Genomic DNA, 20191 nt, shown 5'->3' on the forward strand with positions numbered 1-20191 from the left:
CTATAGCTTGTAGGCAAGAATATGAATATGTGTACGTAATATCCCGTGATGTGCCTAACAGGATTTATTTGTGTATGATGTATCCTTGAATACATATCTGAGTATATCACATCGTATATACAATATCTAAGGCGAAAATATGAATTTTAACTATTCAAATCCAAAATGATCAGGAAAGTACGTCAAAGAACCGGTCCAGTCGGGTTTCCGTCTGCCGGTTCTTTAATGTATTCTTTTCAAACGGTAGTACCTCTGCTAATTCTAGCTGTTTGGAATCGTATAGACCAAGTCCACCTGTTCCCCGTTACTGAAGCGGTAAAACCGATAATAGTTATGAGTATCATCGTTATAATACACTTGCCATACATAGATTCCATTCACAACGCCTGGCATGATTCGCTTGATCTCTCCACCGGGAACTTCAGAGCTGAACCGATTTCGTATCTGAGCTTCAGACATGCCGTTCTTCAACAGTTCACCGTGCACCGCATTGGTTCCCGTCACAGGTTTGTTATTCTCATCAAACTTGATCCACACCATGACATCCTGGTTATCCTTATTTTTGCCGATCAGGGTCCAGTATATGTTGTCTCCGCCGTCTTTCTGCCCCCAGACATACTTACGCAGCTCTTCGTGGGACGTAATCCCCAGCTGTTCCTGGGCCGCCTGTATGGCCAACGCCTCTTCCTTGCGCTGATCCTGGGTAACATAGACATAATAACGCTGAAGTCCAAACAGAATCAGAACCAGGAGCAGCAGCGATATCCATATCCACTTCTTTTTTTTCTTCAAAAGCCGAACTTCCTTTCCCTATGACGCTCCTGTCCTTGTAATTAACGGGCCAGAAGACTGTCAAATGCCAGTTGAGACTCACGCAGAATGCGCTCTTCATCCATCGAAAGACATTCGCCATGTTTAACCACTTGTTTACCATCCACCCACACATGCTCCACATCTTTGGCCGATGCCGAGTAGACCGTATGGGAAATCAGATCGGTATGAGGATAGAAATGGGCTTGTTCGATGTTCAACGCGATGAAGTCGGCCTTCATGCCAACTTGCAGAGCTCCTGTATTGTTCAGGAATATGGATTTGGCACCATACGAAGTTCCAAGCATAAGCGCTTCCCCTGCCGGCACTGCAGTAGGATCACCGGATACCCCTTTGTGAATCAACGCAGCCAGTCTCATTTCTTCAAACATATCCAGATTATTGTTACTTGCTGGTCCGTCTGTTCCCAGGGACACGGTCACGCCTGCTTTCAGCAGATCAGGTACACGTGCAACACCCGAAGCCAATTTCAGGTTACTGCCTGGATTGTGGGAAACTGCTACATCATGCCGTGCGAGAATCTCGATCTCCTCATCATTCAGATGTACCGCATGCGCAACCAGAGATGGACGGGAGAAAAATCCTAGCTTCTCCAGATGTGCGACCGGACGCAGTCCGTAATCAGCCACGTTCTGCTCCACTTCGCGAAGCGTTTCAGACATATGCGTATGCAAAGGCAGATTCAGGTCATGAGCAACCTGTACCAGCTTCTCTATGTAATCCGAAGGGCAAGTGTAAGGGGCGTGTGGAGAGATTACGGTTGTAATTCTTCCGTCTGCTTGTCCATTCCATTGACGGGCAAATGCTGCGGATTCTTCCAGCTTGCGTAGTTGTTCTTCTTCTGAGCAAAGTCCGATTACCCCACGTGCCAGAGCAGCCCGAACGCCAGATTGTTCCACCACTTTCGCCACCTGATCCATATGATCATACATATCCAGGAACGCTGTTGTTCCGCCCTTCAACATTTCAAGCACGGAAAGTGATGTGCCCCAATATACGTCTTCAGACGTCATTTTGGCTTCCATTGGCCACATTTTCTCCTGCAACCATACTTGTAACGCCAGATCGTCTCCATGACCTCTCAGAAGCGACATGGCCGCGTGACCATGCGTATTGATCAGACCCGGCAAGAAGAACAGTCCTTTTCCGTCCACCTTTGTCAGACTTTCGTCTCCTTCCGGCAATGTCTCACCAATATGCACAATCTTGTCATTCTCGACAACCATAAAACCTTGAACCACTTTCCAATTCGTACCCTCACTCACGGCAAATTTGCCGTTGTGAATTACCCATCTATTTGTCGTCATCTTCCTCGTCGTCCTTTCCATTCTCCAAGTAATAAGCAAGGCTTAGCAGATCCGTCGTAAAATCGGCATGATGAATGCGAATATGCGGCGGGGTCTTTAGGATCGTTGGCGCAAAATTCAGGATCGCTTCAATTCCTGACTCAATCAGCTGATCTGCAACATTTTGAGCTTCCGTATCCGGAACCGTGATAATACCTATACGAATGTTATCTTTTTTGACCGAATCCGTTAATTCATTCATCGGCTGCACCGTCAGACTGTTGATTTGACTCCCAATCTTCGGACCGTAGGCATCAAATACAGCGACGATCTTCATGTTGTCTTTGAGGTAGGCATTGTAATTGGACAAAGCATGTCCCAAATTACCTGCTCCAACAAGAGCCACATTGATCTGCTGGTCTATTTTTAAAATATGGCGGATTTTCTCGATGAGATATGAAACGTCATACCCGATCCCTTTACGACCAAAGTCACCGAAGTAAGCCAGGTCTTTACGAATCTGGGCAGGATTCAAATCCAGCCTCAGTCCAAGTTCTTGTGAAGAAACCGTATTGACTTCGCGCTGATGCAGTTCATTCAAATAACGCAAGTAAACAGGCAATCTACGCACCACGGCTTCCGAAATTTTATCTGATTTCATTCATTGCTCCCCCTTACCAAGGCCACGATAGATAGATCAAAAGATGAGCACCCTGTCTAAAACGATGCAAAAATGATTACTGAATTAAACAGGATGCTCCTTGTTATATAATGGATAATTGCTTAAATTATTCCTTTAATCATTTTACTCGCATATCCATGAACGAATAAATGATATTACTCAATTTTACCGCCAATCAGTGGCGTCATGCAATAATGCAAGGTACAGAGCATATCTGTTATTGTTGTTCATCGGTTGGTCTCTCGAGCCATTCCGAAATGCGTGGAACCATCTGCTCGGTGAGCATGTGCTCCATTTTGGGACCAGGTAATGAATATAAAAAGTACTTGCCATAATACGCTTCAATGACGCGTGTATCGTATACAATCACTATGCCTCTGTCTTTACCTGTACGAACCAGTCTGCCAAATCCCTGCTTGAAACGAATGACTGCTTGTGGCACTGACAGCTTCATAAACGGGTTTTTCTTCTGCTGTTGCAAAAGCTCGCTCTTCGCTTCGACTAATGGATGATTCGGTGGCTGGAACGGCAGTCTGACAATCGCAAGACAGGTCAGAGCCTCTCCCGGAATGTCCACTCCTTCCCAGAAACTGCTTGTGCCAAGAAGCACCGTTGCTTTCGCATCTTGGAAGCGGCGTGTAAGCTTAGAACGACTGCCGCTGTCCACCCCTTGCCCAAGTAAAGAGATATCATTGCCTGACAAGGCCTCCTTAAGCGGGTCATAAACCTGACGCAGCATGCGGTAGGAGGTGAACAACACCATCATGCGTCCACGAGTCGCGATAGCCGTTTCCGCGAGCGAGTGCACGAGCATATCCACAAAGTGGGCATCGCCTACACTGCCCTTCACGCTTGGGAAATCACGTGGAATGACAAGCAGAGCCTGTTCGCGATAGTTGAACGGTGACGGCAGCATGGACGTTAACAAGCGGTTATTCTCGGCAGCTTCCTGCAAGCCCAGCTGTTCGATCATGAATTGGAATGACTTGTCAACGGAGAGCGTAGCCGATGTAAGCACAACGCTTTTCTTTTTATCAAAGAACATATCCTTCAATTGTGCACTGACATCGACAGGAACAGCATAGAGTTGCAGTGATTTACTGCGGAACTGGCCGCTGGCCTCCATCCAGTACACGGTATTGGCATCATCCATCCGCATGAAGAAACGCAGATTATCCTTGATCGTTGCCAAGTCCTTGAGCAGACCTGAGATATCCGTAATCAGACTATCGGACTGGTAATCGTCCTGATCTTCTTTCACTTCAAGCAGCAGCTTGTCTCCTTTACGAATCAAATCGCCTAGAGTTACATAGATTTGGTTTTCAACATCCTGCAATTCCTGCCATTTAGCTGGTTTTTGTGAAGGTTTCAGTCTAAGAGAGAATTGTCCTGTCTCGCCTGGAGAAGCATCGCTACGTTCAGGCAACAGGCTGAATAGTGTATCACTTAGTCGATCCCATGTCTCCTTGACTTCGACGGCAAGCGGGAACATCTGATCAATCATGGAGCCCCACTGTACCGAATTTTCATGACCCGACAATTGAGAACGAAGCATAGGCAGTTGGCCATTACGGCTATCTTTAAACAGTCGGGTCAGTGTATGAACCAACGTGAAATATTTCATATGAAGACCAAGGTGTTTACCCGCTACATCCTCCAGATGATGTGCTTCATCGATGACGAGACTTTCGTAGGCTGGCAGCAACTGATGCGCTGCTTTGACATCCGTAAACAATTTCGAATGATTCGTAATAACGATATCGGACAGCCCCGCTTCATGTTTGGCCCGGTGATAGAAACATTTGCGGAACCAAGGACAGGAACGTCCAAGACAGGATTCAGACTCACTCTGTACCGTCTCCCAGAAGTCTCCTCCGCGCCCGCTTAGATTAAGCTCCTCGTCGTCTCCAGTCTCCGTCTGAGTAAGCCAGACAATCATCTGAGCCGCTGTAAAATAATCCTCTTTCGGTGTAGCAAATTCACGTTTATTGATTTTATGCTCAAACTTACGCAGACACAGATAGTGCCCACGTCCTTTGAACACCGCTGCCTTGAACGGGAACGGAACCACTTGGGTCAGCATAGGAATATCCCGCTCTCTCAATTGCTCCTGCAAGTTGATGGTATGTGTGCTGACCATGACTTTCTGTTCCTGTTTTACACTTTCATAGATGGCAGGCAACAAATAACCAAGTGATTTACCTGTACCTGTTCCAGCTTCAATCAATAGATGTTTCTCTTCATCCAAAGCTTGTCGTACACTGCTGAACATCTGAGTTTGCGCCTCACGCTCCTCATAATGGTCCAGCGTCTCCTTCAGGTTATCTCTAACCTGATCCATAAACTGCTCAAAACTTACGCCTTCCAGCGGATTACCCTCTCGCTCCTCACGTGGTGAGCCTATATCGGTCCAGTCACTCACGTTCAGGGCAAGCTGGCGGTAATACGTATGACCATCCAGATCCTGAATCGGCTCTGCTTCCTTCTCAGTACGCATTCCATCAAAGAACCAACCCAAGTCACTGTCTTCGGGTGCAAACAGGTCACTGAGGCGCTGAATCGTGATCAGAGGCAATGCACGCAGCTCATCGAGACACTTCAGTAATACAAAAGCTGTTGCAAGGGCATCACTGTCTGCCTGATGAGGGCGGTCATGCTGAAATCCGAATTCTGAAGACACATAACCGAGTTGATAAGAACCCAGTGACGGGAACGTGATCTTCAGGAAATCAATCGTATCCAGAATCCGTCCGGTAAACGGTAGATAGCCGCAGCGATCGAGTGCATTTTGAAGAAAATGGAAATCAAAAGCAACGTTGTGTCCAACAAGAACCACATCGTCAAGCAGCGGAACCATCTCCATCATCATCTCTTCCAATGAGGGAGCATCCGCCACATCTTCATCAGTAATACCGGTTAACCCCGTAATAAACGGAGGAATCGGTACACCTGGGTTCACATAAGAACTATATATTTGAGTTATGCTGTAGTCATGATCTATGATGGCAAGTCCGGCCTGTATTATCTCACCGTCGGACTGCGTGCCGGTTGTTTCGAAATCCAATACGGCAAATTTCATTGCAATGTACGGTCCCTTCCATTCCAGTCTATGTTACAGCATAGCAAAAAAAAGGGCATTTGAAAATTAACTGACAAAAAAGGCGGTGTCCCCGCCGCTATGCCAGAGGAGGGAACACCGTCTTTATGCCGCCGAATAGCCCTTAATTTAAGGCAGTCAGCTGATTTGCATATTGCAATTTTCCGCTGTTTAAACGACAGGCTTCCATGTTATACAGCGGTTCGGTCAACGTTGGGTCATACTGAAGCGCCTGTGCAAATAGTGAACATGCTCCATCAGGGTTCGCAAGCTTGGCCTCGATACAGCCCAGGACGTTACATACCAGTCCTTTCAATCTCGGCGAACCATTCAAATGCATAATCCGCTGCAAGTGTATTCCTGCTTCCTCGGTTTGTTCCAGGTTAAGATGAGCAAGAGCCAGGTAAAAACGAGTCAATGCACTTTCCGGATAGTCGGTCACAACCCTAGAAAATTGCATAATCGCCTGCGGGTACATTTGCAGTTTGAAATATCCCTGACCGCGACTGAAACACTCCAGATGCAGTTCTGGCAATGCGGTAACAGCTTCCTGTTCAGGTTCGAGGGAAGCAGGCTTATCCATATCCCTTTCCCTCACCTGGCTCATTTTTTCTTCAAACATCAGCCACTCGTCAATCATCCCGTCACTCATCCGCTTCAGCAAATTCCACTTTTGCAGCAATTCCTGTTTGCTTAGGCCTTCAGCAGAAGGGTAGCGCTTGATAATTTCATCTAACATGTCGTTCATTTCTGCGAAAACATGCTGGAACATCGATGCATCCCCACCCTTGAAAAAATGGATTAGTGCAGTGACCTGTACTCATTTTTTGTAGAATGGGTCGATTTCATTCCCCTTACCAGTCGATTACATAATCGTCGCATGAACTTCTTGCTTCATCGTTTGCACAGGTTTATTCTGTCCATCCACAAATACAACGGTAGGCTTGTGATTATTTGCCTCTTCTTGAGACATCATCGCATATGAAATGATAATGACGGTATCCCCAGGCTGTACCAGACGAGCTGCTGCTCCGTTCAAGCAGATCACTCCACTTCCACGTGGACCTGGAATGACATAGGTTTCCAGACGTGCACCATTGTTGTTATTCACAATTTGCACTTTTTCATTTTCCATCAGATCGGAAGTTTCCATTAGATCTTCATCAATGGTAATGCTACCCACATAGTTCAGGTTTGCTTCCGTAACGGTTGCCCGGTGAATTTTGGATTTCATTAGTGTTCTAAACATGGGACAGCACCTCCGATTTTTGCAGCCTTATATTGTCAATCAATCTTGTTTTGCCGAATTTTACTGCAAGTGCGATCAACAGATCGTCACGACCATGAACTATTTCCTGATCCGCAAGAGGTTCCAGGCTTGGAAACGCCTGAATTTCAGCATAATCAATCACGGCCATTGGTGAACGTTCAATGTTCTGACGCAATATACAGCGAATATCCGCTGCTGTCATCGCCTTACCTGCATCTACAGCTTCCTGAGCCTCACGCAGTGCCTTGGACAGAACAAGAGCTTCCTGACGCTGTTCTGCGCTGAGGTACACGTTGCGCGAACTAAGCGCCAAGCCATCACTTTCACGAACGATAGGACAAGGTACAACCTCAACTGCCATGTTCAAATCGTTAACCATCTGCTGGATCACAGCTACCTGCTGTGCGTCCTTCATGCCAAAAAATGCACGTTGCGGTTGTACAATGTTAAACAGCTTCGACACGACCGTAGTCACTCCGTCAAAATGCCCTGGACGTGATGCACCGCATAAGCGATCCGTTAGACGAGAAACCGATACGGTCGTTTGTGTAGGCTGTGGATACATCTCTTCAACAGAGGGAATAAATACGATATCCACCCCTTTTGCTCGTGCTGTTTCCACATCTCTGGCTTCATCCCTAGGGTAACTGTCGAAGTCTTCATTCGGACCGAATTGAATTGGATTTACAAATATACTCAAAACCACGATATCACTTTGTTGTTTGGCCGCATGCATCAAACTTGCATGGCCTTCATGAAGAAATCCCATCGTAGGCACGAGTCCTACAACGGACTCTCTGGACTGAATCGACTGACGTTTCAAGCTAAGTTCTTGTCTTAATTCTGCGATTGTCCGTATCACTTTCATGCGTTGGTCTCCACCTTTTCTTTGCGATGTCCGTACAATTGATCTAGAACGCCGTCAGCGGCGGTAAATACATGCTCTTCTGCCGGGAATGAGCGATCCTTGACTTCTTTCACATAGGACTCAATGCTATTGCGAATCAATGTACCTACGTCTCCATACGATTTAACAAAGCGTTTTGGCGTGTATGGGGAAGCATACTGAACCACATCATGGAATACCAGTACCTGACCATCACACCCTCTACCTGCACCAATACCAATCGTGGGAATAGAAAGTTCTTCCGAGATCGCTCTTGCCACTTCTTCCGTAACCAGTTCGAGTACAATGCCGAAAGCTCCAGCTGCTTCAAGCGCCTTGGCTTCGTCCATCAGCCGTTTGGCATCTGCAGCATCCTTGCCCTGAATACGATAACCGCCAATTTGATTCACGGATTGTGGTGTAAGCCCGATATGTCCAAGTACAGGTACACCGGCTTGCACAACCGCTTTTACCGTATCCGCGATTTCAAGACCGCCCTCCATTTTGACCGCTTGTGCATGACCTTCCTGCATCAGGCGACGGACACCTTTAAGCGTCTCGTCCAAGCTGCCATGGTACGTCATGAAGGGCATATCAGCCACGATAAACGTATTTCCCGCTCCACGTACGACAGAGCGTGTATGGTACACCATATCGTCGATCGTAACGGGCAAGGTCGAGTTATAACCCAATACCACGTTTCCCAGTGAATCACCAACCAAAATTAGATCGATACCCGCTTCCTCGGCCAATTGGGCTGTCGGATAATCGTAAGCTGTAATCATGCTAAGCGGCACGCCGTCCTGCTTATATTTTTTCATTTTCACAATATTCAATGCTTGTTTGTTTGCCATTTTTGTCATGGCTCCTCTCACCTTTTCAATTTAAACGCAACAAAAAAACCTTTTAGTTTCCACTAAAAAGTCCCGAAAAGTCAAAAAAGAGTCACTTGCGATCGTCCCTTCTGTCTCGGTCCTCTTCGGCTCAGAGCAGAATCCAACAACTCACTTTACTACCATTCCTGCCTTGTCACTACAACATTTTAAAAGCAGAACAAAGCATACTATTGCCGGAGTGCAATTCGGTCTGCATTAGCCGATATCGCCTCACGAACACAGTATACCAAAGTTCTGCCCAAAGTTCACGTCTTATGTTCATTTTAACGGTGTAAATTCGACAAATTGTTTAATTCACCAATGAAACTTCACCGGAATAAACCGATACACGCTCACCGTTTTTCTTCACCACAATCAATGCCCCAGAAGGATCAATGCCTACGGCTGTACCTTCGATGATCCCCTGCGGATTAGCCACCTTAATTTCGCGATTCATGGATACGGACAAAGCTTCCCAGAGCGAAGAGATCACGCCGAAACCTTCTTTTTGATACAAAAAATACAAACGCTCCAATTCCGAGAGAATGGCCGCTGCAAGTTTTGTTCGGTCTATGGTTTGTCCGGTCTCCATCTTAAGTGAAGTTGCGATTGTTATCAGATCCTCGGGATAATCCTTGGGATCGAAGTTCACATCTACGCCTATGCCTGCGATACAGTAACGTAATTCGTGGTCTTCAACGGTTGATTCAAGCAGAATCCCGCATACCTTGCGACCATCAATCAAAAGATCATTAGGCCATTTGATTCCAGCATCAGCACCTGTATATGACCGAATGGCACGACACACGGCCACACCCGTTAATAAGGTAAGCTGTGGTGTATTTTGCAGTGCAAGCTCCGGACGCATTAGAACACTCATCCAGATGCCTCTTCCCGGTGGTGAGAACCATTTACGTCCAAAGCGGCCTCGTCCACCCGTCTGTTCTTCCGCCAAAACCACAGCCCCTTCGCCCTGCCCCTGTTCAGCCATGTGCTGTACATCACCTTGGGTGGACAATGTGGAATTCAGAATGACCGCCTTCCGACCAAATACCGTCGTTTCTAGTGCCAGCTGAAGCGCTGTGGCATCGATACTGTCCGGTTTCGTGACCAAGCGATACCCTTTGCGAGATACGGCTTCAAACTCATAACCCATGTCACGCAGTTTGTTTACGTGCTTCCACACGGCCGTTCGGCTAATGGAAAGGTTGCGACTAATCTCTTCACCAGACACAAACTCTCCTTCGGCATTCAGCAACATATGTAACAGTTCCTCATGCTTTGTCATCTGCAGCCACCCGCTTTACTTCGTTGGTCAGCATGTCATGCTGATTCGCTAAATTTCCGATCGCAGTCTCTCTTAAAAGATATTTCATCAGTTGTCCCAGCCATGGTCCACCCTTGCGCCCAAGAAGCTGCAATACGTTCTCACCCGTAATATGCAAATCTTTCAGTTCATGCACCTTCATGGATTGACTCCATCCAGCACCTTGGGATTCTATTACCACCATCTGTTCTTCGTGCAGAACCTCTTGATCTCTCCAACCTGTTGGAAGCAGTCGTTGAATGATGAGCCAGTCCTCTGTTGCCTGACGTCCACAAGACAGCACAGTTACGATCCACTCTGATCGAAGTGTCTCTTCATCCTTCTGCTCTTGTACGACAGTCTGGATCAACTGTTCGACCTGGAGAACTCCATTAATGCGGGAACGATCGTCATTAGAAAACGTCCATTTTCGAAGTAAAGCATCTGCTTCATCCCTGGTATAATGACCTGCAATCAGCATCATGGACCAGCGCAATAAAACGTTTTCCTCCTTCAATTGTTCCATATTGGACATGAGGGCTTTATTGAATCGCTCCATGGAGATTGGTGCCTTCACATGCTCCAGTGCCTGGCTTCGAAACAGCAATTCCAGGCCGCGCAGTGGATGAGGGCCTGCCATCATTTTCACCATTTCGGTACGTACTCTTTCCATGGCGATATGTTGAAGCAGATCCTTTTGCAGAACTAACCCCTTCCAGGTGTTGTAGGCAATTTTGAAATCAAATACCGAAGCAAAGCGAACACAGCGAAGCATCCGCAGCGCATCTTCACCAAAGCGTTCTCCAGCCGAACCCACACATCTGACCCGTCCATCCTGAATATCCGATTGTCCACCAAAAGGATCAACGATATTTCCGTCACGATCCATAGCGAGAGCATTCATTGTGAAGTCACGCCGCTGCAAATCTTCTTTGACATCCTGCACAAATTGAACAGCAGTGGGTCTTCGATTATCCTTATATTCAGATTCAGTTCGAAAAGTCGTAACTTCAAAGTAAAAGCCTCCTGAACGAACAGTAACCGTTCCATGTTGGAGGCCCGTAGGGATGCAATCCGCGAACAGTTCCATGACTTGCTCAGGGGAAGCGGACGTGGTGATATCCATATCATCCACGCCACGTTCCAGCAGTTCATCACGCACACAACCACCGACCCAATAAGCTTCGTACCCTTTTTCATTTAATGTTCGCAGCACCTGTTCACTTTGTCTTGCCATTTCATGATCTACCTGTGTCCATTGAACCACTTACTCTCACCCCATAACTACGTGTTGCTTGGTGTGGCTTACACAGATATATTTCCGTAATGGAACAATCCTATCTGACAATCAGCCACAAACCGGCTTCAGATTCGGAACTTCACGTCCCAGCACCCGGTAGTATATTTGTTCATATTCATGCCGAATGGCATCATTACAGAAATCATGATGGGCCCGTCTCAAACATGCCTCTCTGAAGTCTGCTGTCAAACGGTCGTCAGTCAACAAACGAATCGTGTTCTCCGCCATCGATTGCGTGTCACCGATTGGAGACAAAAATCCGGTCTTGCCGTGCAATACCAGTTCAGGAATACCCCCTGCCTGTGATCCAATAGTAGGTACACCACAAGCCATGGCTTCGAGTGCCACCAGTCCAAAGCTTTCCTTCTCCGAAGGCAGCATAAGCACATCAGCCATCGAAATGACTTGAGCAACATCATCCTGCTTACCTAGGAAATGAACCTTGTCATTCAGTCCAAGCTCATTAATCTTCCATTGAATCTTCGGCAAATCCGGTCCTTCTCCAACAAATAACAGTTTGGCAGGTACTTGCTCCTGTACCTGACGGAACACCTCTACCACATCCTGTGTTCTCTTCACAGGACGGAAGTTGGAGATATGCATCAGTATTTTTTCGTGAGGTGCTGCGAAGTCTCTACGCAGACTTGCTGAATCACGTGGATAATAGATTCTTTTATCAATAAAGTTATAGGTTAGATCGATTGGACGCCTAATATCCAGCAAATCAACCGTTTCACGAATCAAATCCTGGGATACGGCCGTAACCGCATCACTCTCGTTGATGGCAAGTCGAATCAAATCCTTCAACGACTCATCCTGTGCCAGTACAGTAATATCTGTTCCGTGTAACGTTGTAACCACCTTTAAATCCTCACCAACCATTTGTTTTGCCAAAAAGGCACACACCGCATGTGGCACTGCATAATGTACATGTAGCAGATCCAGTTGCTGTGCTTTGGCTACTTGCGCCATTTTCGTGGCCAATGACAGGTCATACGGTGGATAACGGAAGACGTAGTAATCGTTGACCTCAACTTCATGATAAAAAATATTTTTCTGAAATTTACCCAGTCTAAACGGGATACTATTAGCAATAAAGTGAACCTGGTGACCCTGTTCGGCAAGCAATTTGCCCAGCTCCGTTGCGACAACGCCAGACCCTCCGAGGGACGGATAACAGGTAATACCAATTTTTAGCTTTTGATCCATCCGGTGGACGCTCCTTTAATCTCCCGCGTGTGCAGGTTGATGTAATGCAACGGAAATGCAATTGATAAATGATTTATACGAGCAAGTTCGATCGTTTTATGACTTGGCTGCTTGGCCAAATTGATGAACTACATAAGGTGTAATGCTAGCGAATCCTTCTGCAAATGGAATAAGGCTCCGCTGTCCGAGCAAAGAATCCCGGGCTTTCACACGTTCAATATATCCTTGAGTCAATGGAGTGGCAACTGAGCCTTCTCCCAATTCGAACTGGGAACGATAACTAAGCAATGAATTTTCCTTCTGCTCATAGTGTTCCGTAATATCCACAATCAAATCCGTTGGTCCGATATCGTTAATGAAGTAAAAATACAATTCTTTTACCTGAACTGCGAGCATGTCTGGCATATAGTTTCTAAGCTTGGCATTAAAGACTGCTTGCTGCACCAGCTTGCTACACATCACATGATCCGGATGGCGATCCTCCCAATATGGCGCAAACACGATTCGAGGGGCATGACGCCGTATCTCGGCAGTCACAGCCTCGATGTGTTCTGGAGTAATATACAGCCCCCGATCAGGCAAGCCGAGGTTGCTTCGACACGAAAGACCGAGGACGCGGGAGGCTTGCTCCGCTTCCTCGGCTCTGCGCTCTACCGTCCCGTTGGAAGACATCTCTGCTCGGGTCAGATCACACACGCCTACTTTCAGTCCCGCTGCAGTATGTTTGGCAATCGTTCCTGCCATCCCAATCTCTGCATCATCCGCGTGTGCGCCAAATATGAGAATGTCCAGACTCATTGAGCATCACCCGAATTCAATCCACCCTCAGGCTTGTATTTATGTACAAGCTCTCTCCAGCCAAAATCACCGCGATCGAGCGCTTTAACGAGAATCTCTGCAGTTGCAATATTCGTAGCAAGTGGGATCCCCTGTACATCGCACAGACGCAGCAAAGCGTTAATATCTGGTTCATGAGGCTGTGCCATCAATGGATCACGCAGAAAAATAATCAGATCCATCTCATTTTGTGCAACCAAGGCTCCGATCTGTTGATCCCCGCCCAGTGGACCGGATTCAAACCGATGGATCTGTAATGAGGTTCCTTCCATAATGCGAAGACCTGTTGTACCTGTCGAGTATAGTTGATGGTCTGTAAATACATTTTCGTAGGCTGTCACGAAGTTAACCATCTCTTCTTTTTTGCGATCATGGGCAATAAATGCAATTTTCAACATGACAATCTCCTTTAGTCGATAAAGTGATCAAATCCGTAGATGAGTCCTGTATATTCCATAACCTTCTGTACACCAATCTTAACACCAGGCATGTAACCTGCACGCTCATAGGAATCATGACGAATTTTTAGGGATTGGCCAAAGTCTCCAAATACCACTTCCTGCTGGGCGAATACTCCCGGCAACCGTACGCTATGAATTCGGAATCCATTATAATATCCGCCACGCGATCCTTCGATCGTCTCTTCTTCATTCGGATTGCCCTGACGAAGTTCCTCACGGTTTGCTGCAATTAGCTCGGCTGTTTTAATTGCTGTACCCGAAGGAGCATCCAGCTTCTGATCCCCGTGATATTCGATGATCTCCACATTCGGCATATGTTTGGCAGCCTGTGCGGCAAATCTCATCATCAGAATAGCACCGATTGAGAAGTTCGGGGCAATCAACCCTCCAATGCCTTTGTCCTGACACTGCTTGTCCAGCTGTTCGATCTGCTCCGGCGTAAAGCCGGTAACACCCATAACAGGTCTTACTCCGTGACGAATGGCAATCTCTGTATGGGCAAAGGCATATTGAGGGACTGTGAAGTCCACCATAACCTGTGGTTTAGTCTCTGCAAAAGCCATCTCGATATCATCGGTCAAAAGCACCCCACATTCGGGCAGACCGACAAGTGTTCCGGCATCCGTGCCTACTCCGGAGCGGTTGACCGCTGCGGCGAGCTCCAGTTCAGGATCTTGAAGCACCAGTTTCACTACTTCACGGCCCATCCGGCCAGCCGCTCCGATTACGGCAACTCTTATTACTTCACTCATCTTGACTGCATCTCCTCACTATGTTGGTTCTTGGTTCAATTGGTTGAATCCAGTTCAAACGATTTCCATCCCGTTATGAAATGGCATCTTATTGAATGGATTTCATACGCTGCTTAATTTCCTGTAACAATAGATGCAGTTGATCATTCTGCGGGTCCAGCAACAATGCGTCACGAACGGACCGGGTTGCAAGGTCGAACTCATTCAGATCGCTGTAAGCAAGAGCAAGCATGATATGCGCTTCCACATATAACGGGTCAAGTTTAACTGCCTGTTTTAGCAGATCGGCCGCCTGCACATATCGTTCATGCGTTCCGTCTCCGGCCTGCTCAAGCAACACCTTGGCCTGAAGGCTTATCTGTTTGGCTTCCAGGGTCTGTAAATGCAAAACATATTCCTCTATCCCCTGTGACAGTTCAACAGCCTTACGCGCATATTCAAGCGCTGGAGCCAAGTGTTGACTGCGGGCATGTGTAATGGAACAACGATAATAGAGCTCCGCATGTTCCGGGTGAGCATCAATGGCAGATTCGAACCAACGAATCGCCTGCTCAAAATCATTTTGCAAAATACAGCGGTAAGCATGCTGCATATACTCTTCCGGTTTCATCATCAAAGCTGTCCCTCCCCCATTGAGGTGATGGTACAGCATATGTAATCTACGCCTAATCGGTGTTTTTTGGCGTCCACCGATTTGCATCGCGTGTGTTAAATTTATGCATGACTTTGTCGTGCGCCTCTGCCAGGTCGATCCCGAGAGAGTTAGCAAAACAAATCGTGATAAATAAAATGTCCCCGAGCTCAAGCTCAATGGAATTGTCTGCTTCGGAAGATTTTTTCGGTTTTTCACCGAACTCGTGATTCACTTCCCTTGCAAGCTCTCCCACCTCTTCAGACATACGGGCGAGCATGGCCAGCGGGCTGAAGTATCCTTCTTTGAACTGGGAAATATACAGATCAACCTCACGCTGCATTTCTGCAATGCTTTTCTCCATGAGAACGGATTCTCCTTTTGAAATTATGTCGTATTTGTTCCTAATATATCAGTTATTTAGATTCACTTCCACCATCATAAACGACAAATCATTTTTAAAGAATCAATAAACAGGTATACTAAGATGGGAATGATTGCTTTCTCATTCTAATTTGTAAAATGGAGAGGGAACTTATGAGCACTTCCAAAACCTGGGTTCAATTCAAATTGATTCTCCCCATCCTATTGGGTACGGCATTATATGCCTTTGGACTTCTGTACTTCATCATCCCCAACCAGCTCATGGAAGGCGGCGTAACAGGGATTACAGTCCTGCTGAATTATGCATTCAACATCTCTCCTTCACTTACAACCTTGGTTGTTAATATTCCACTCTTTCTGGTGGGGCTCAAGATTTTGGGCGGCAGACAGATGATCTATACAGGCGTGGGTATTGGAGCGCTTACGGTGTTCCTGTGGTTATTTGAAAAAATGATTCATCTAGGCTGGATTGAACCGCTACATACCCAGAATGACCTTTTACTTGCGGCGCTTTACGCTGGAGTTACACTGGGGGCAGGCCTTGGAATCGTATTCCGCTGGGGCGGAACGACAGGCGGCTCTGACATCATTGCCCGCATTCTTAATCGAAAATATGGCTGGAGTATGGGACGTGTACTATTAGGTATCGATTTCATCATTATTGGTATCTCCCTCGTCTACATTCCCAAAGAAAAAATACTGTATACCCTTGTAGCTGTGTTTATCGCTTCTAAAGTGATCGACTTCATTCAGGAAGGAGCCTATTCGGCCCGCGCATTTATGATCATCAGTGATCATGCACCTGAGATTGCAGATTTGATTACCCGTGATATGGACCGCGGTGTAACGCTCATTCCAGCCATTGGCGCGTATTCAAAACAAGCCAAACACGTTGCTTACTGTGTCATCTCCAGGCAGGAATTCCGACGTTTGCAGACGATTGTGCGTTCGGTTGACCCTAGAGCTTTTGTTATTATTAGCGATGTGCATGATGTACATGGAGAAGGATTTAAGGAAAGTTGACCTTTTACTTGTACAAAAAGAGAAAACCTCTCTCGCCAAGAGAAGAGCCACCGGTTGGCCTTCCTTGTAGACAGAGGTCTTTATCATATCGTGATAACAGTAATGGCTTAACGCCGAAAAGGAAAAATCCCTTGTTGCTGTGCTCGATATTTACGATAACCCGCATAACTTAGCGTTGCTATGATTATGGAAGTAATGAGCAATCCGGCTGCCCTGCGATTGGGACCCTGAACAAACGGTACGAAGGCACTTTCGTCCTTTTCCCGACCAAACAACTGGTTCACCAACTCTTCACCATGGGCTACCATACTCTTCAATTGTGCGATGTCAGTCTGCTTGGCCGCAGTCAGACCCTTGGTATGAGACAACCATGCGTCCAGTTGGGCGATCTCGTAAGGTTCACGGCGGATCATCGCCGCAGGCCGGATCGTCTCGTAATGCTCCTCCAGCAAGGCGTAGCGGCTTGCTATTATCGCCGAACTTAACTGTTGATCTGCCGCGGTTGATAGCGCATCAATATCATTTTTTACGATTTTATAATACTGGAGCCATAAAGGTTTGGCCGGGTTGGCGAGACTGTCTGCCGCAAGTCGAAGTTTGGCAGAGGCCTGCTGGAGAGATGCATCATCACTTTTCACCCTGACCGCAGCTTCTTTCACTTCAACAATGGTCTCGGATAGGGCATGAATGCCTTCTACTGTCGTCTGACCCTCAAAGGATATATGCTCCAGACCTTTACTGATTCGCAAAATACTGCCTCTAACCTCTTCAATATCATTCTCCAAGGCATGTCGATACAGCAGGGCCGCTTCTTCATTTAATTGCTGAATTGAATTTTTGGCTGATACTTGCTGATCTGTATTTCCGTTCGCACCTGTACTTTCCGCTGATACGCTGTATGACAAGTTCGTCCAGAACAGTAGAGTCATGAACGACACCACCATAAATCCAGTTTTGATCCTGAACGTTCTCTTCATGGACATCCCTCCCACCATCAATGTATGGCGGGCCGGAGTTCCTTAGAACAAGCTTACATTAGGAAATCAGGTCCGTTTGGCCTGTCTCAATGCAAGCCATGCACAGAGAATGCTTACTAGCGTCAGTCCCACTGTGAAGTTGCGTACACCATCCAGATGGTCCATCAGCGATGCGGGCAGCCATGGGAAAATGTCATAGGTATAATCCATCGTATCGTTTAACAGCGTCCACAAGGCAGCGATCACCAGAGCACCCCAACGGAACCCAAAGAACCGCACATACAGCAGAGCCTCAATAGCCATGGCGCTATGCGATGCAATTAACATCCAATCCTGCCAGTTCTGTGCGCCCCCCTGCATCCAGCCTGCAAAAATGATGGAGACTGCCCAAACGCCGTATTTTACCGAAGTAACCACAGCAAGCGCCTGTATGACATGTCCAATCCGATTCAGAAGCATCGATTTCGGCTTGTACAAAATCCACAACAAGGATAGTGTAAAAAACAGACTCGCCGTCGGACTGTCCGGCACAAACACAATTTGCCATAGTGGTTGCTGTGCCAGCGTATATTCCAATTGATCCCCGTACCATATGTATCCATATACTGTTCCTAATGCGTTACACCAAAAAAGAAGCCACAGGAAATAACGGTTCGTTAGAAATTCCCGGCTCCAAAAATACGATAAAGCCACAGGCTCTGCCCCTTCCATCATATGATTCTACGTTCCAAAGATAGGTTTTGCGAAAAACGCCTCAAAAAAACCTGACCGCATAAACGATCAGGTTTCATTGCTTAGTTCGATTTTACTGTTCTGCCTTCTGTTTCGCAAGCCATTCGGTCAGATGAGTGATCTCTTCATCCGTAACACCTTGAGCGATGGCATTATTGTACTGAGGCTGCATTGCGTTGTAGCCTTCTTTGATAATGGTCAGAATCTCTTCCTGGCTGTGTTTGTTACCTACGCCTCGAAGCGAAGGTCCAGTTGCGCCCTTCATATCAGCCGCATGACATCCGATACATCCGGCCTTTTTGAAGGTTTCCATTGCAGGATCATCCTTCTCAACGATCGCCACTTCTTCTTTTTGACCTGGCGCATTGGAGGTAGGCAGACCCTGCGCGTGTTTCTCCCGCGCTTCTTCCTCACGCTGAATATGTTCCGGCTTCTGGCCACTTGCTTCCAACTCATGCTCATAGTGTGTCCACGCAACATTGGTCAGGTAGATAACGGACATCACCGATAGAATCATGAGCGATGATGCAATCGGACGTTTGTAGAAACGCCGCTCCTTGCCTGTATCCAGAAAAGGAGCGAGTAATAAAGCGCCGAAAGCAACTCCACTGACTCCAAGTACCCCGAGCAGGACATAATCACCTGAGGCATATGGGTATTTCAAATACTGATACAGAAAAAGGAAGTACCAGTCTGGCATCGGGATAACCGATGCACTTGGATTGGCCGGATAGCCCAATGGTGCAGGTTCCGAAATCGTTAATACCAGAATACCAACCAGTACAACAACACCAACCATCCATTCCTTCAGCAAGAAGTTAGGAATAAAAGCCTCTGATTTGCCGGGATACGCCGTGTAATCCGGTGGAGTTATAAACCCCGCTCCTTTACGGACGCGTGAGTCCCCGACGAAGATAATCTTTTCCTGGTCATCTGACTTGTGTCCGTGAGCCATGTCGATTCCTCCCTTCTCAGATTATAGTGGTCCCGAAATGCCCTGTCTGCGGATCATAATAAAGTGACCGACCAGAAGCACCAGAAGCACAGCCGGAAGGAAGAAGACGTGCAGGGCAAAGAACCGTGTTAACGTCTGCGCACCTACAATAGTTCCGCCTTGCAGGAATTCCTTAATGATCGGCCCCAGCCAAGGAACCGTATTCGCAATCTCCAGAGTAACCTTGGTTGCAAAGTATGCTTTGTTATCCCATGGCAACAGGTACCCGGTAAGCCCGAGACCCAGCATGACAAAAAAGATCAGCATGCCGACAACCCAGTTCATCTCACGTGGTGCTTTGTAAGAGCCGGTAAAGAATACACGCATCGTATGTAAGAACATCATAACGATAACCAAACTGGCTCCCCAATGGTGCATCCCGCGTACAATTTGGCCGAAGGCTACTTTGGTCTGCAAATACTCGACACTGGCGTAAGCATTAATAATATCAGGCACATAATACATGGTCAGGAACATCCCTGACAAAATTTGAATAACAGTGATAAAGAACGTCAATCCACCAAAACAGTACACGAATGCGGAAAAGTGATGAGCCGGGTTTACGTGCTCTGGAACTTCATGATCCGCAACGTCCCTCCAGATTGGCGTGATATCGAGACGCTCGTCAATCCAGTCATAGACATTTTTAAACATCTGC

Annotated in this window: 21 protein-coding genes; 1 reads left to right on the top strand and 20 read right to left on the bottom strand. The window is 46.9% G+C overall.

The annotated features are described in order from the left end of the window. Nucleotides 1–261 precede the first annotated feature (261 nt). The 16 genes from AC3ITG_RS20490 to AC3ITG_RS20565 form a co-directional block, all read right to left on the bottom strand. Complete coding sequence (locus AC3ITG_RS20490) at nucleotides 262–792, bottom strand: cell wall elongation regulator TseB-like domain-containing protein (RefSeq protein WP_413372306.1); 531 nt, start codon at nucleotides 790–792, stop codon at nucleotides 262–264. A 41-nt stretch (nucleotides 793–833) separates the two neighbouring features. Further along, entirely contained in the window at nucleotides 834–2138 is a 1305-nt protein-coding gene (locus tag AC3ITG_RS20495) for an amidohydrolase (RefSeq protein WP_489251203.1), read from the bottom strand. After that, nucleotides 2125–2778, bottom strand: coding sequence for a redox-sensing transcriptional repressor Rex (locus AC3ITG_RS20500; protein WP_053780717.1), 654 nt, complete (start codon nucleotides 2776–2778; stop codon nucleotides 2125–2127). The genes AC3ITG_RS20495 and AC3ITG_RS20500 overlap by 14 nt, the downstream gene beginning before the upstream one ends. A gap of 238 nt (nucleotides 2779–3016) precedes the next feature. After that, the gene (gene dinG, locus AC3ITG_RS20505; protein WP_413372308.1) at nucleotides 3017–5878 is read right to left on the bottom strand and encodes an ATP-dependent DNA helicase DinG; all 2862 of its coding nucleotides are present in this window, start codon (nucleotides 5876–5878) and stop codon (nucleotides 3017–3019) included. Nucleotides 5879–6020: 142 nt separating this feature from the next. After that, nucleotides 6021–6668 carry a tetratricopeptide repeat protein gene (locus AC3ITG_RS20510; protein ID WP_413372309.1) on the bottom strand — a complete coding sequence of 216 codons (648 nt, stop codon included), beginning with the start codon at nucleotides 6666–6668 and terminating at the stop codon, nucleotides 6021–6023. Between the two features lie 93 nt (nucleotides 6669–6761). After that, a complete protein-coding gene (panD, locus tag AC3ITG_RS20515; RefSeq protein WP_062327492.1) occupies nucleotides 6762–7145 on the bottom strand; it encodes an aspartate 1-decarboxylase in 384 nt (127 codons plus the stop codon). After that, nucleotides 7138–8034, bottom strand: a complete 897-nt coding sequence (panC, locus tag AC3ITG_RS20520) for a pantoate--beta-alanine ligase (protein ID WP_489251204.1) — start codon at nucleotides 8032–8034, stop codon at nucleotides 7138–7140. The genes panD and panC overlap by 8 nt, the downstream gene beginning before the upstream one ends. Continuing rightward, complete coding sequence (gene panB, locus AC3ITG_RS20525) at nucleotides 8031–8906, bottom strand: 3-methyl-2-oxobutanoate hydroxymethyltransferase (protein WP_489251205.1); 876 nt, start codon at nucleotides 8904–8906, stop codon at nucleotides 8031–8033. The genes panC and panB overlap by 4 nt, the downstream gene beginning before the upstream one ends. Nucleotides 8907–9237: 331 nt before the next feature. Further along, nucleotides 9238–10215 (bottom strand): biotin--[acetyl-CoA-carboxylase] ligase, encoded by a 978-nt coding sequence (locus tag AC3ITG_RS20530; RefSeq protein WP_413372312.1) that lies wholly within the window; start codon nucleotides 10213–10215, stop codon nucleotides 9238–9240. Continuing rightward, the gene (locus AC3ITG_RS20535; protein ID WP_489251206.1) at nucleotides 10202–11500 is read right to left on the bottom strand and encodes a CCA tRNA nucleotidyltransferase; all 1299 of its coding nucleotides are present in this window, start codon (nucleotides 11498–11500) and stop codon (nucleotides 10202–10204) included. The genes AC3ITG_RS20530 and AC3ITG_RS20535 overlap by 14 nt, the downstream gene beginning before the upstream one ends. 81 nt (nucleotides 11501–11581) lie before the next feature. After that, a complete protein-coding gene (bshA, locus tag AC3ITG_RS20540; protein ID WP_413372314.1) occupies nucleotides 11582–12742 on the bottom strand; it encodes an N-acetyl-alpha-D-glucosaminyl L-malate synthase BshA in 1161 nt (386 codons plus the stop codon). A 96-nt stretch (nucleotides 12743–12838) separates the two neighbouring features. Continuing rightward, nucleotides 12839–13540, bottom strand: a complete 702-nt coding sequence (gene bshB1, locus AC3ITG_RS20545; RefSeq protein WP_489251207.1) for a bacillithiol biosynthesis deacetylase BshB1 — start codon at nucleotides 13538–13540, stop codon at nucleotides 12839–12841. Next, a complete protein-coding gene (gene mgsA / locus AC3ITG_RS20550) occupies nucleotides 13537–13977 on the bottom strand; it encodes a methylglyoxal synthase (protein WP_024630633.1) in 441 nt (146 codons plus the stop codon). Before mgsA ends, bshB1 begins: the two co-directional genes overlap by 4 nt. Before the next feature lie 11 nt (nucleotides 13978–13988). Beyond that, on the bottom strand, nucleotides 13989–14792 hold the full coding sequence (gene dapB / locus AC3ITG_RS20555) for a 4-hydroxy-tetrahydrodipicolinate reductase (RefSeq protein WP_053780709.1): 804 nt from the start codon (nucleotides 14790–14792) through the stop codon (nucleotides 13989–13991). Nucleotides 14793–14880: 88 nt separating this feature from the next. Beyond that, on the bottom strand, nucleotides 14881–15405 hold the full coding sequence (locus AC3ITG_RS20560; protein WP_236703321.1) for a tetratricopeptide repeat protein: 525 nt from the start codon (nucleotides 15403–15405) through the stop codon (nucleotides 14881–14883). A 52-nt stretch (nucleotides 15406–15457) separates the two neighbouring features. After that, nucleotides 15458–15787: a nucleotide pyrophosphohydrolase gene (locus AC3ITG_RS20565; RefSeq protein WP_024630636.1), complete on the bottom strand. Its 330-nt coding sequence runs from the start codon at nucleotides 15785–15787 to the stop codon at nucleotides 15458–15460. 173 nt (nucleotides 15788–15960) lie between these two features. Here AC3ITG_RS20565 and AC3ITG_RS20570 point away from each other — a divergent pair, with 173 nt between their 5' ends. After that, a complete protein-coding gene (locus AC3ITG_RS20570) occupies nucleotides 15961–16830 on the top strand; it encodes a YitT family protein (RefSeq protein WP_063566789.1) in 870 nt (289 codons plus the stop codon). A 107-nt stretch (nucleotides 16831–16937) separates the two neighbouring features. On the opposite strand, the gene AC3ITG_RS20575 is transcribed toward AC3ITG_RS20570, so the two are convergent. The 4 genes from AC3ITG_RS20575 to qcrB all read right to left on the bottom strand — a co-directional run bounded on the left by AC3ITG_RS20575 (nucleotide 16938) and on the right by qcrB (nucleotide 20187). After that, a complete protein-coding gene (locus AC3ITG_RS20575) occupies nucleotides 16938–17807 on the bottom strand; it encodes a sporulation protein YpjB (protein ID WP_489251208.1) in 870 nt (289 codons plus the stop codon). 66 nt (nucleotides 17808–17873) lie between these two features. Next, entirely contained in the window at nucleotides 17874–18500 is a 627-nt protein-coding gene (locus AC3ITG_RS20580) for a DUF1405 domain-containing protein (RefSeq protein ID WP_064640765.1), read from the bottom strand. Between the two features lie 112 nt (nucleotides 18501–18612). Then, complete coding sequence (locus AC3ITG_RS20585) at nucleotides 18613–19494, bottom strand: c-type cytochrome (protein ID WP_489251209.1); 882 nt, start codon at nucleotides 19492–19494, stop codon at nucleotides 18613–18615. A gap of 21 nt (nucleotides 19495–19515) precedes the next feature. After that, nucleotides 19516–20187, bottom strand: a complete 672-nt coding sequence (gene qcrB, locus AC3ITG_RS20590) for a menaquinol-cytochrome c reductase cytochrome b subunit (RefSeq protein WP_017687726.1) — start codon at nucleotides 20185–20187, stop codon at nucleotides 19516–19518. Nucleotides 20188–20191 lie beyond the last annotated feature (4 nt).

It is taken from the genome of Paenibacillus sp. GL_099_B (genome assembly GCF_057835695.1).

Bases quoted from the DNA above. Each gene is read 5' to 3' on its own strand.
- AC3ITG_RS20495 (WP_489251203.1), bottom strand. From the start codon at position 2,138: ATGACGACAAATAGATGGGTAATTCACAACGGCAAATTTGCCGTGAGT.
- AC3ITG_RS20500 (WP_053780717.1), bottom strand. From the start codon at position 2,778: ATGAAATCAGATAAAATTTCGGAAGCCGTGGTGCGTAGATTGCCTGTT.
- dinG (WP_413372308.1), bottom strand. From the start codon at position 5,878: ATGAAATTTGCCGTATTGGATTTCGAAACAACCGGCACGCAGTCCGAC.
- AC3ITG_RS20510 (WP_413372309.1), bottom strand. From the start codon at position 6,668: ATGTTCCAGCATGTTTTCGCAGAAATGAACGACATGTTAGATGAAATT.
- panD (WP_062327492.1), bottom strand. From the start codon at position 7,145: ATGTTTAGAACACTAATGAAATCCAAAATTCACCGGGCAACCGTTACG.
- panC (WP_489251204.1), bottom strand. From the start codon at position 8,034: ATGAAAGTGATACGGACAATCGCAGAATTAAGACAAGAACTTAGCTTG.
- panB (WP_489251205.1), bottom strand. From the start codon at position 8,906: ATGGCAAACAAACAAGCATTGAATATTGTGAAAATGAAAAAATATAAG.
- AC3ITG_RS20530 (WP_413372312.1), bottom strand. From the start codon at position 10,215: ATGACAAAGCATGAGGAACTGTTACATATGTTGCTGAATGCCGAAGGA.
- bshA (WP_413372314.1), bottom strand. From the start codon at position 12,742: ATGGATCAAAAGCTAAAAATTGGTATTACCTGTTATCCGTCCCTCGGA.
- bshB1 (WP_489251207.1), bottom strand. From the start codon at position 13,540: ATGAGTCTGGACATTCTCATATTTGGCGCACACGCGGATGATGCAGAG.
- mgsA (WP_024630633.1), bottom strand. From the start codon at position 13,977: ATGTTGAAAATTGCATTTATTGCCCATGATCGCAAAAAAGAAGAGATG.
- dapB (WP_053780709.1), bottom strand. From the start codon at position 14,792: ATGAGTGAAGTAATAAGAGTTGCCGTAATCGGAGCGGCTGGCCGGATG.
- AC3ITG_RS20560 (WP_236703321.1), bottom strand. From the start codon at position 15,405: ATGATGAAACCGGAAGAGTATATGCAGCATGCTTACCGCTGTATTTTG.
- AC3ITG_RS20565 (WP_024630636.1), bottom strand. From the start codon at position 15,787: ATGGAGAAAAGCATTGCAGAAATGCAGCGTGAGGTTGATCTGTATATT.
- AC3ITG_RS20570 (WP_063566789.1), top strand. From the start codon at position 15,961: ATGAGCACTTCCAAAACCTGGGTTCAATTCAAATTGATTCTCCCCATC.
- AC3ITG_RS20575 (WP_489251208.1), bottom strand. From the start codon at position 17,807: ATGAAGAGAACGTTCAGGATCAAAACTGGATTTATGGTGGTGTCGTTC.
- AC3ITG_RS20585 (WP_489251209.1), bottom strand. From the start codon at position 19,494: ATGGCTCACGGACACAAGTCAGATGACCAGGAAAAGATTATCTTCGTC.
- qcrB (WP_017687726.1), bottom strand. From the start codon at position 20,187: ATGTTTAAAAATGTCTATGACTGGATTGACGAGCGTCTCGATATCACG.